Here is a 10,327-nt window from a genome sequence, read left to right as displayed (position 1 = left end):
CGGCTTTGCCCGGTGAGGGCGCCCAAGGAAGGGCGGTTGGGAGGATCAGCGGTGAAATCTCTGTTCGTTTTGACGATGGCGGTCGCCTTGGCGGCAGGACCGGTTCTGGCTGGTGAAGCCGTTCCGAAGGTCGAGCCGGTCGCCGACCTGCCGTCAGGTGCCGCCCCGCTGGCGAGCCATACTGGCGGCCGGGTGCTGGCGGACGGTTCCGACGGCGGCTTTCGCCGCCAGTGGCCGGGCACTTATGTGGAAACCCGGTTTCGCGGCGCGTCGGCGCTGTTCCGCGTCGGGCCCGGGGATGTCAGCCTGCGTGTCAGCGTCGACGGCGGCGCGCCGGTCGCGTTGGTGAAGCCCGCGCCGGGCGTCTACCGCGTTGCCGGGCTGCGCGCCGGCGCACACACCCTGCGTGTGGACACGGCCAGCGAAACCCAGGCTGGCCCCAGCACCTTCGGCGGCTTTTATGCCCCGGCGGGTGTCACCGCGCTGCCCCTGCCGGCTCGCACCCGGCAGATCGAGTTCATCGGCGACAGCCACACCGTGGGCTATGGCAACACGGCGGACCAGACCGCCTTCCAGGCGACGTGCACGGTGGCGGAGGTGTGGAGCACCACCGACACCTCGCAGGGGATCGCGCCGCGCCTGGCCGGCCGCTACGGCGCCGACTATCAGGTGAACGCCATTTCCGGTCGGGGCATCGTGCGCAATTACAATGGCTTCGCCGCCGATACCCTGCCGGAAGCCTACCCCTACACCCTGTTCAACCATGCCATCCGTTATGAGGATGCGGCCTGGCATCCCCAGGTCATCGTCATCGCCCTGGGCACCAACGACTTCACCACGCCGCTGCATGCGGGGGAGAAGTGGGCGACGCGCGACGCCCTGCATGCGGATTACGAGGCGACGTATGTGCGCTTCGTCCAGGGACTGCGCGCCCGCAACCCCCAGGCCTATTTCCTGCTGTGGGCGACCGACATGGCCGACGGCGAGATCAGGGACGAGGTGGCGAAGGTGGCGGAGAAACTGCAGGCGGCTGGTGAGCGCCGCGTGGCCTTCCTGCCCATGCATGACATCGCCTTCACCGGCTGCCACGCCCATCCCAGCCTGGCGGACGACGCCAAGATCGCCCAGGCGCTGGGTGATTACATGGATGCCCATCCGGACGTTTGGTCAGGAAAGTGATGCCAAGTGCGCCCGTGGGACGGACCTCGCGGGCGCACGGTCTTTCCACAAGGTCCGGCATCCAGTGGCCGAGGGCCCGTTGCCCTTAACCTGGCCGGCGGGATTTCGTCCCTCAGTCCCTCCTACCCCCGATCACCACCGGCTCACCCACGATTTGATCGATGCCCAGGGGATCGATGCCCATGGGCGGGGGTGCCATGAAGGTGACGGGGTTTTTCGGGCGCACGTCCACGGTCAGGCTGAAGACGTCGGGGCGGGCGTAGTGGCCGGCCACGTCCAGGTCGTACTTACCACGGGCGATCAGGCGGCGGTCCAGGTCCGCCAGGTGGGTCATTTCGCCATCGAAACAGGGTGGGACCAGCACGTTGCCCAGCGGGTCGATGATACAGGATCCGCCGCGGATCAGCACGGTGGATGGGTCGTCGCCCTGCACGGCGGCATAGTCGGCGGGGCAATCGGCGCGGGTCAGGTACTGGCAGGATGACAGCACGAAGCAGCGCCCCTCCAGCGCGATGGTGCGCATGGTGGGCAGCCAGGTCTCGCGGTCATCGACGGTGGGCGCGCAATAAAATTCGATGCCCTTGGCGTACATGGCCATGCGCAACAGGGGCATGTAGTTTTCCCAGCAGATGACGCTGCCGAAGCGGCCGATGGCGCTGTCCACCACGGTGATGGTGGATCCGTCGCCAAATCCCCACACCAGGCGTTCCAGCGCCGTGGGCATCAGCTTGCGGTGCTTGCCCAGCAGGCGGCCATCGGGTCCGACCATCAGGGCGGTGCAATAGAGGGTGCCGCCCTCGCGCTCGATGACGCCCACCACCAGGTGCAAGCGGTCGCGGCGCGCCACCTCGCTGATTTCCTGGAACTCCGGTCCCGGGATGGTGATGGCGGATTCGTAATAGCGGCGGAAATCCTCCCGCCCCTCGGGGCTGCGCATGCCCAGGTGGGCGCCGAAGTTCAGGCCCTTGGGATAGCCGCCGACAAAGGCCTCGGGAAAGACCACGATTTCCGCCCCCTGGACCGCGGCGTGTTCCGCCAGCTCCACCAGCTTGGCGATGGTGGCGGGCGTGTCGAACATCACGGGGGCGGCCTGCACCACGGCGGCGCGCACGATGGGATTGACCATGGGACGGGGGCCTTTCCGGTGGGGCGGGGGGAGGGGAGCGTAACAGAGGTTGGGGCGGCCGCGAACGGCCGCCCCGTCAGCGGTCGGTCCTGGGAGCCATCAGTCTTTGGACAGGGCCCGTTCCACGGACATCTGGGTCGGCATCATGTTCACGTTGGCGTTGTGCATCACCCACAGCGATCCGATGACGATGGTGGCGATCAGCAGCACGGTCAACGCCCCGATGACGGTGTAGTTGCGCTGCTCCGGCGCCAGGCCCAGGTGCAGGAAGACGATCAGCTGCACCAGCAACTGCACCACCGCCAGGCCGCTGATGGCGCCCAGAATCTTCTCCGGCGGCAGCACGCCGCCCATGACGGCGCCGAAGGACAGGCCCGTCAGGATGAGGCAGAGGATGAAGCCGGTGATGTAGGAGGTCAGCGTGCCGTGGGCCGCGCTGGCGGTGTTGGTATGCGTGGTCGCGGACATCAGAGGGCCCCCCGCAGATAGACGAAGGTGAAGACGCAGATCCAGATCAGGTCCAGGAAATGCCAGAACAGGCTGAGGCAAGACAGGCGGCGGCGCACGATGCCGTCCAGCCCGAACTTGGCCGTCTGGTGCATCATGACCGCCAGCCAGAGCAGGCCGGCGGTGACATGCAGACCGTGCGTGCCGACCAGGGTGAAGTAGGCGGACAGGAAGGCGCTGCGCCCCGGGCCGGCGCCCTCGCCAATCAAGTTGGCGAACTCATGCACCTCCATGCCGATGAAGCCGGCGCCCACCAGGAAGGTGACGCCCAGCCAGGCGATCACCTTGGCCTGGCGGCCCGCGTGCATGTTCAGCATGGCGAGGCCGAAGGTGAAGCTGCTGACCAGCAGCAGCACCGTTTCCCCCGCCACATAGGGCAGGTCGAACAGCTGCTTGCCCGTGGGCGCGTCGGCCACGTTGCCGGCCAGCACGGCGAAGGTGGCGAACAGGCAGGAGAAGATGAGGCAATCGCTCATCAGGTACAGCCAGAAGCCCAGGACGGTCTTGCTGCCGTCGTCATGCCCATGGTCATGGGCGTGATGGGTGCCGGCGTGGGCGCCAGCGTGGGCGCCGGGGTGGTTGGCGGTGTTGGTTGCCAAGGCGGTGCTCATGATCAAGCCACCTTTTCCGATTGCTTCAGCAGCGCGTAGCGCGCGTTCTCAATGCGGGCGACCTCGGATGCCGGGACGTAATAGTCGACGTCGCGGTCGTAGCTGCGCTGGATGAAGGTCGCCACCATGGCGGCCAGGCCGAAGAGCGCGATGCCCCACATGTGCCAGATCAGCGCGAAGGACATCACCAGGCCGAAGGCGGCGATGACGGCGCCGGCGGCGGTGTTGCGCGGCATGTGGATGTCCTCATACCCCATGACCTGCACGCCGGCCCGGCCTGTCTCCTTGTCCGTCCAATGCTGTTCCAGCGAGGTGATCGTGGGCACATGGGCGAAGTTGTAGAATGGCGCGGGGGAGGCGGTGGACCATTCCAGGCTGCGGGCGTTCCACGGGTCGCCCGTCAGGTCACGGTTCTTCTCCCGGTCGCGGATGCTGACCACCAGTTGGATGAGCAGGGCCAGGATGCCGGCGCCGATGATGCACGCCCCCACCAGGGCCACCACCAGATAGGGGTGCCAGCCGGGCACGTCATAGTGGTTCATGCGCCGGGTCATACCCTTGAAGCCCAGGATGTACAGGGGCGTGAAGGCCAGCCAGTAGCCGATGAGCCAGCACCAGAACGACACCTTCCCCCAGAACTCATCCAGGGTGAAGCCGAAGACCTTGGGGAACCAGAAGGTCATGCCGGCCAGGCAGCCGAAGACCACGCCGCCGATGATGACGTTGTGGAAGTGGGCGACCAGGAACAGGCTGTTATGCAGCACGAAGTCGGCGCCGGGCACGGCCAGCAGCACGCCGGTCATGCCGCCCACGGCGAAGGTGACCATGAAGCCGATGGTCCACAGCGTGGCGGAATGAAAGCGCACCCGCCCCCGGTACATGGTGAACAGCCAGTTGAACAGCTTCACGCCTGTGGGGATGGAGATGATGGAGGTCATGATGCCGAAGAAGGCATTCACGTTGGCGCCCGACCCCATGGTGAAGAAGTGGTGCAGCCAGACGAAGAAGGACAGGATGCCGATGGACGAGGTGGCGTAGACCATCGAGGTGTAGCCGAACAGCGGCTTGCGCGAGAATGTGGCGATGATTTCGGAAAAGGCGCCGAAGGCCGGCAGGATCAGGATGTACACCTCCGGGTGGCCCCACACCCAGATGAGGTTGATGTACATCATCGCGTTGCCGCCCAGCTCATTGGTGAAGAAGTGCATGCCGAGGTAGCGGTCGGCCGTCAGCAGGGCCAGCGTGGCAGTCAGCACGGGGAAGACGGCGACGATCAGGATGTTGGTGATCAACGAGGTCCAGACGAAGACGGGCATCTTCATCAGGTTCATGCCGGGTGCGCGCATGCGCAGGATGGTGACGATGAAGTTCACCCCCGCCAGCGTCGTGCCCAACCCTGAGATCTGCAGTGACCAGATGTAATAGTCGACACCGACCGAGGGGCTGTAGCCCAGTTCCGACAAGGGTGGATAGGCCACCCAGCCGGTGGCGGCGAAATCGCCGACGAACATGGACAGCATGACCAGCACCGCGCCGGCCACCGACAGCCAGAAGCCCAATGAATTGACGAAGGGGAAGGCGACGTCGCGGGCCCCCAGCTGCAGCGGCACCACCACGTTCATCAGTCCCAGGATGAAGGGTGTCGCCACGAAGAAGATCATGATCACGCCATGGGCGGTGAAGATCTGGTCGTAATGGTGCGGCGGCAGGTAGCCCGCCGCGTCATTGTTGGCGATGGCCTGCTGCGCCCGCATCATGATGGCGTCGGCGAAGCCGCGCAGCAGCATGACCAGACCCAAGATGAAGTACATGGCGCCGATCTTCTTGTGATCGACGCTGGTGATCCACTCATCCCACAAATAGCGCCACTTGCCGAAATAGGTGATCAGGCCCAGCAGGGCCAGGCCGCCCAGGGCGACGACGGCGCCCGTTCCCATAATGATGGGCTCATCCCAGGGGATGGCCGCCAGGGTCAGTTTACCGAACATCGCGGCGTTACTCCGTGACGGATGAAGGTTTGGGCGTGGACTGGGCCTGAGCCTGGGCTGGTGAGGGGGCCCGGGGGGCGGTGCACAGCGCCAGCTTGTCGTTGAAGGCCATGGCCGGCATGAACTGGTCGACGATGTGGTCGAACAGGCCGGATTCGACGGTGCCGTACAGGGTCACCGGATGCTTCACGCTGGGGGCCGACAGCGCCTTGTAGACGTCGGCGTCCAGGGTGGCCGGGGCCGCCTTGGCCTCCGCGACCCAGGCGTCGAAGCCGGCGCGGTCCACGGCCACGGCATCGAAATGCATGTCGGAGAAACCCTCGCCACTGAAGGCGGAGGACAGGCCGGCATAGGTGCCCGGCTGGTTGGCCATCAGGTGCAGCTGGGTGCGCATCCCGGCCATGGCGTAGATTCTGGCTGCCCAACTGCGGGATGAAGAAGGAGTTCATCATCGACTGCGCCGTCAGCGTGAAGTTGACGGGCGTGTCCACCGGCAGTTCCAGCCGGTTGACCGAGGCGATGCCGTAGTCGGGATAGATGAACAGCCACTTCCAGTTCAGGGCGACCACCTCCACCCGCACCGGTTCGACTTTGGCCACCAGTGGGCGGTAGGGATCCAGCTCGTGCGTCGTGCGCCAGATCAGCAGCGCCAGGAAGATGATGATGCAGCAGGGAATGGACCACACCACAACCTCGATCCGGTTGGAATGGGACCATTTCGGCGCGTAGGTGGCCTTGGTGTTCGTCTCGCGATACCGCCAGGCGAACACCACGGTCAGCACCATCACCGGGATGACCACCAGGAGCATCAGCCCAAGTGCCAGCAGGATAAGGGTTTTTTCCTGTTCACCGATGGCGCCCTTGGGGTTCAGCAGCTCGATATCGCCACAGCCCGACAGCATTAGCAGGGCCAGGGGGGCGAGTGTCTGGGCCGGCCGGCGCCAAGCCCGTGACGCGATGCCGCCGGCATGGCGCACGGCGGTCTTGATCTGGTTCGTTAACACACCGCAATCCTCTCCATACAATTTCCGGCCTGCGCAACCTACAGAAGTGCCGGGAAGGCGGTATTTGTATGTATGCTTTGTATGGTTCCTGGGGCGAGCTTGGCAAGCCGCGAAAACAGTTGGCTGTGTTGACGGAAAACATGCCCGCCCCATCATCGCCCGGATTTCCGTTCCTGTTCCAGGCTGGGGGCGTCGTTCCGGGCACAAACGGCCGCGACTTCGGCCCCGTCAAGGATGGCCAATTCCATACAATTTCGTATAGAGCGTCCTATCTTTTCCGGCAGAATCAGGCCGCGCGTTGCTCGACCCAGCCCAGTTGGCGGCCGACTGTCCTCAGCGCGTAGACCAGCACCCGCATGTGCTCCTGCGTGTGGAAGGGGGTGGTGGTGATGCGCAATCGTTCCGTTCCCCGGGGGACGGTGGGATAGTTGACGGGCTGGACATAGATTTCGTGCTCCTGCAACAGCAGGTCGCTGGTGCGCTTGCACAGATGCGCGTCCCCCACCAGCACCGGCAGGATGTGGCTGGCGCTGTCCATCACCGGGATGCCGGCCGCGAGCAGCATGCCGCGCAGCGTCTCCACATTGCGGGCCAGGGCCGCGCGCTCCTCCGGGTGGGTGGCGACATGGTTCACTGCGGCCAGCGCGCCGGCGGCGAGGTGGGGGCAGAGCGAGGTGGTGAAGATGAAGCTGTCGGCCATGCTGCGGATGACGTCCATCATAAGCGCCGGGCCGGCGACATAGCCGCCCATGACGCCGAAGGCCTTGGCCAGCGTGCCTTCGATCAAGGTCACCCGGTGGGCGACGCCATCCCGCTCCGCCACGCCGCCGCCGCGCGCGCCGTACAGCCCGACAGCGTGCACCTCATCCAGATAGGTGATGGCGCCATGCTTTTCGGCCACATCGCAGATCGCGGCGATGGGGGCGATGTCGCCGTCCATGCTGTAGACGCTTTCGAAGGCCACGATCTTCGGCCGGTCCGCTGCCACTTGGCCCATTAATTCATCCAGGTGCGCCACGTCGTTGTGACGGAAGATGAAGCGCTCGGCGCCGGAGCGGCGGATGCCCTCGATCATGGAGTTGTGGTTGAGCGCGTCGGAAAAGATGGCGCAGCCGGGCAGGGCGCGACCCAGCGTTCCCAGCGCCGCCAGGTTGGATATCCAGCCGGAGGTGAAGATCAGCGCCAATTCCTTGTCATGCAGGTCGGCCAGCGCCGCCTCCAGGGCCACATGCTGGCGGTTGGTGCCGGAAATGTTGCGTGTGCCGCCGCTGCCGGCGCCCGAGAGATCCAGGCTCAGGTGCATGGCCGCCAGGACGTCGGGGTTCTGGCCCATACCCAGATAGTCGTTGCTGCACCACACGGTCACGCGGCGCTTACCGCCATCCGGCGCATGCCAAAGGGCGGTGGGGAAGGCGCCGGCGATACGCTCAAGCTCAATGAAGGTGCGATAGCGGCCCTCCAGCTTCATATCGGCCAGCAGCGCCTGGAATTTGGCGTTCAGATCCATTTTTCCATCCATTTCTCGACGGGCGTCCCTATAAACTGAGAACAGAGGCGCCTGCCCGGTGGCAGAAACATGCAATATCCATATATATGGATACCAAGAAGCCTGCAAGGGATGGAGACATGACGAGCGCTCAGTGGAGGCCTGTTGTCAGCAAGGCGGCCGGGCCGGTTTACCTGGCCATCGCCGATGCCATCGCCACCGATATCGCCGCCGGCCGGCTGCCCGTGGGAACGCGCCTGCCGCCCCAGCGCGCCCTGGCCGATCAGCTGGGGCTGGATTTCACCACCGTCAGCCGCGCGTACAGCGAGGCGCGGCGCCGCGGTCTGGTGGAGGGGCGGGTGGGCCAGGGCACGTATGTCCGTGGTCCGTCGACCATGCCGGTTCCAGTCGCGGCGCCGGCGCGTCCGGCCGGCGCCGCGCTCACCGGCGGCCTGGTGGACATGAGCATGAACCTGCCGCCCCGCTTCGATGATCCGGCCTTGGCCGCCGCCATGTGGTCGGCCCTGACGGAGCTGGAGGAGGCACACGGTCAGGAGGCGCGCGGGCTGGACCTGCTGATGCGCTATCAGGAGCCGGGCGGCAGCGCGCGGGATCGTGCTGCGGGCGTCGCCTGGCTGTCGCCCCGTTTGCCGGCCGCCGCCTTGGACCGCACCCTGGTCTGTCCCGGGGCGCAGGGCGCTCTGCTGGCCACCCTGGGGGTTCTGGCGGCACCGGGAGAGGTGGTGCTGGCGGAATCCCTGAGCTATCCGGGGTTCCTGTCGCTGGCGGCCCATCTGCGTCTGCGCGCCGTGCCCGTGCCGGGGGACGCGCAGGGGCCGTTGCCCGATGCGTTCGAGGCCCTGTGCGCCGCCCACCGGCCGCGCGCCTTCTACACCAGCCCCACCATCCAGAACCCCACCACCCTGACCATACCGGCCGCGCGGCGCGCGGCCCTGGCCGACATCGCCCGCGCCCATGGCGTGGCCATTGTGGAGGATGACGCCTATGGCGCCCTGCCTCGGGCGCCGGTACCCCCGTTCGCCGCACTGGCGCCCGACGCCACCTACCATGTGGCCGGCTTGGCCAAGTGTCTGGCGCCTGCCCTGCGCATCGCCTATCTGGTGGCGCCGGATGCGCGGGCGGCGGTGCGCTTGGCGGGAGCCTTGCGCGCCACCGCCTCCATGGCCTCGCCATTGACCGCGGCCCTGGCCACGCGGTGGATCGAAAGCGGGATCGCCGCCCGGGTGTTGGAGGCGATCCGGCAGGAGGCGGCGGCCCGCCAGGCCTTGGCCGCTGAGATCCTGCCGGGTGACGCCATCGACGCCGATGCGGAGGGATTCCACCTTTGGTTGCGACTGTCGCCGCCATGGACCCGGGGCGAATTTACCGCCCGCTTGCGCACCGTGGGCATCGGCGTGGTGGCCAGCGACGCCTTCGCCCTCGGCCCTGCGCCAGAGGCCGTGCGCCTGGGCCTTGGCGCTTCGCCGTCGCGGACCGAATTGGCGCAAAGCCTGCGCATCGTGGCCGATCTGTTGGAGCAACCGCCGGCCTTGTCGTCGCTGGTGGTATGACGCTCAGGCGGCTGCCTCCCCGATGTGGACGGCCAGCCAGACCGTTGGCTGGTCCGGGTCGGTGAACGTCACCCGATGGCTGGCGTTGGCTGGGATGAACAGGTGGTCGCCGGGCGCCAGGGCCGTTTCCGTGCCCTCCACCTCCACCCGCGCGGCGCCGGTCAGGACCAGCACCCATTCGTCATGCGCCTGGACGTAAGGCCGGTCGATCGGCGTCATCTGCCCTTGGGACACGATACGCTCAATGCGGCAGCCGGGCCGTCGCAGGATGTCGGTGAAGCATTCCTGGTCCAACGCCGGGGGCAGGGCGGTCAACAGGTTGCCGGACATGGCCATCAGACTTGTTTTCCTCCACTCCGTCAGATGCTCGCGCAGTGTGGCTGACCGTTCGCCGCGGGGCAATCTGTAGGCGCGTTAAACGACGACGCACCCCTCTTGACAGGAATTTCGCGCTGAATAAATTTTTCCCCGCGGTTCGGCCCAGGAGGGAGGACCGTCTCATAGAGATCCATGGCATTCGCTTGTAATGAGGAGTGACACCCATGCGATTCCGCCCGTTGCACGACCGTGTGGTCGTGCGCCGCGTTGACGGCGAGCAGAAGACCGCCGGCGGCATCATCATTCCCGATACCGCCAAGGAAAAGCCCCAGGAGGGCGTGGTGCTCGCGGTTGGTCCCGGCACCCGCAATGAAAAGGGGCATGTCATCGACCTGAACGTCCGGGTCGGCGACCGGGTGCTGTTCGGCAAATGGTCCGGCACCGAGATCAAGATCGACGGCGAGGATCTCCTGATCATGAAGGAGAGCGACATCCTCGGCGTCATCGACACCAGCGCGGCCCGGAAAGCCGCCTGAC

10 protein-coding genes and 1 pseudogene are annotated in these 10,327 nt (G+C 66.3%); 3 read left to right on the top strand and 8 right to left on the bottom strand.

What is annotated here, in order from left to right; translation table 11 throughout:
* Nucleotides 1–51: 51 nt before the first annotated feature.
* The gene (locus UCD39_RS26960) at nt 52–1,179 is read left to right on the top strand and encodes an SGNH/GDSL hydrolase family protein (RefSeq protein ID WP_330498698.1); all 1,128 of its coding nucleotides are present in this window, start codon (nt 52–54) and stop codon (nt 1,177–1,179) included.
* A gap of 112 nt (nt 1,180–1,291) precedes the next feature.
* On the opposite strand, the gene UCD39_RS26955 is transcribed toward UCD39_RS26960, so the two are convergent.
* From UCD39_RS26955 to hemA, 7 genes and pseudogenes are all read right to left on the bottom strand, one after another.
* Entirely contained in the window at nt 1,292–2,305 is a 1,014-nt protein-coding gene (locus tag UCD39_RS26955; protein WP_330498697.1) for a carbon-nitrogen hydrolase family protein, read from the bottom strand.
* Between the two features lie 99 nt (nt 2,306–2,404).
* Entirely contained in the window at nt 2,405–2,773 is a 369-nt protein-coding gene (gene cyoD, locus UCD39_RS26950) for a cytochrome o ubiquinol oxidase subunit IV (protein ID WP_330498696.1), read from the bottom strand.
* Nucleotides 2,773–3,423 carry a cytochrome o ubiquinol oxidase subunit III gene (cyoC, locus tag UCD39_RS26945; RefSeq protein WP_330498695.1) on the bottom strand — a complete coding sequence of 217 codons (651 nt, stop codon included), beginning with the start codon at nt 3,421–3,423 and terminating at the stop codon, nt 2,773–2,775. The genes cyoD and cyoC overlap by 1 nt, the downstream gene beginning before the upstream one ends.
* Nucleotides 3,424–3,425: 2 nt before the next feature.
* The gene (gene cyoB, locus UCD39_RS26940) at nt 3,426–5,411 is read right to left on the bottom strand and encodes a cytochrome o ubiquinol oxidase subunit I (RefSeq protein ID WP_330498694.1); all 1,986 of its coding nucleotides are present in this window, start codon (nt 5,409–5,411) and stop codon (nt 3,426–3,428) included.
* A gap of 7 nt (nt 5,412–5,418) precedes the next feature.
* Nucleotides 5,419–5,814, bottom strand: a complete 396-nt coding sequence (locus UCD39_RS26935) for a COX aromatic rich motif-containing protein (RefSeq protein ID WP_330498693.1) — start codon at nt 5,812–5,814, stop codon at nt 5,419–5,421.
* Between the two features lie 70 nt (nt 5,815–5,884).
* Nucleotides 5,885–6,313, bottom strand: a pseudogene (locus UCD39_RS28645) (cytochrome ubiquinol oxidase subunit II family protein); the annotation flags it as partial.
* A gap of 388 nt (nt 6,314–6,701) precedes the next feature.
* A complete protein-coding gene (gene hemA, locus UCD39_RS26930) occupies nt 6,702–7,922 on the bottom strand; it encodes a 5-aminolevulinate synthase (RefSeq protein ID WP_330498692.1) in 1,221 nt (406 codons plus the stop codon).
* 119 nt (nt 7,923–8,041) lie between these two features.
* Between hemA and UCD39_RS26925 the strand changes: the two genes are divergently transcribed.
* The gene (locus UCD39_RS26925) at nt 8,042–9,472 is read left to right on the top strand and encodes an aminotransferase-like domain-containing protein (protein ID WP_330498691.1); all 1,431 of its coding nucleotides are present in this window, start codon (nt 8,042–8,044) and stop codon (nt 9,470–9,472) included.
* A 3-nt stretch (nt 9,473–9,475) separates the two neighbouring features.
* Here the strand turns inward: UCD39_RS26925 and UCD39_RS26920 are convergent, their stop codons facing one another.
* On the bottom strand, nt 9,476–9,808 hold the full coding sequence (locus UCD39_RS26920) for a cupin domain-containing protein (RefSeq protein ID WP_330498690.1): 333 nt from the start codon (nt 9,806–9,808) through the stop codon (nt 9,476–9,478).
* 206 nt (nt 9,809–10,014) lie between these two features.
* On the opposite strand from UCD39_RS26920, the gene groES reads away from it, so the two are divergent.
* A complete protein-coding gene (groES, locus tag UCD39_RS26915) occupies nt 10,015–10,326 on the top strand; it encodes a co-chaperone GroES (protein WP_322481513.1) in 312 nt (103 codons plus the stop codon).
* Nucleotide 10,327: the final 1 nt, after the last annotated feature.

This window comes from Nitrospirillum karajorum (genome assembly GCF_036348415.1).
GTDB classification, from domain to species: domain Bacteria; phylum Pseudomonadota; class Alphaproteobacteria; order Azospirillales; family Azospirillaceae; genus Nitrospirillum; species Nitrospirillum amazonense_B.
Note: the sequence above shows the minus strand (reverse complement) of the source record. Positions and strands in the feature narration are given on the sequence as shown.

Coding starts and splice junctions, on each gene's coding strand:
- cyoB (WP_330498694.1), bottom strand. CDS start 5,411: ATGTTCGGTAAACTGACCCTGGCGGCCATCCCCTGGGATGAGCCCATC.
- UCD39_RS26935 (WP_330498693.1), bottom strand. CDS start 5,814: ATGGCCGGGATGCGCACCCAGCTGCACCTGATGGCCAACCAGCCGGGC.
- groES (WP_322481513.1), top strand. CDS start 10,015: ATGCGATTCCGCCCGTTGCACGACCGTGTGGTCGTGCGCCGCGTTGAC.
- UCD39_RS26925 (WP_330498691.1), top strand. CDS start 8,042: ATGACGAGCGCTCAGTGGAGGCCTGTTGTCAGCAAGGCGGCCGGGCCG.
- cyoD (WP_330498696.1), bottom strand. CDS start 2,773: ATGTCCGCGACCACGCATACCAACACCGCCAGCGCGGCCCACGGCACG.
- cyoC (WP_330498695.1), bottom strand. CDS start 3,423: ATGAGCACCGCCTTGGCAACCAACACCGCCAACCACCCCGGCGCCCAC.
- UCD39_RS26920 (WP_330498690.1), bottom strand. CDS start 9,808: ATGGCCATGTCCGGCAACCTGTTGACCGCCCTGCCCCCGGCGTTGGAC.
- UCD39_RS26955 (WP_330498697.1), bottom strand. CDS start 2,305: ATGGTCAATCCCATCGTGCGCGCCGCCGTGGTGCAGGCCGCCCCCGTG.
- hemA (WP_330498692.1), bottom strand. CDS start 7,922: ATGGATCTGAACGCCAAATTCCAGGCGCTGCTGGCCGATATGAAGCTG.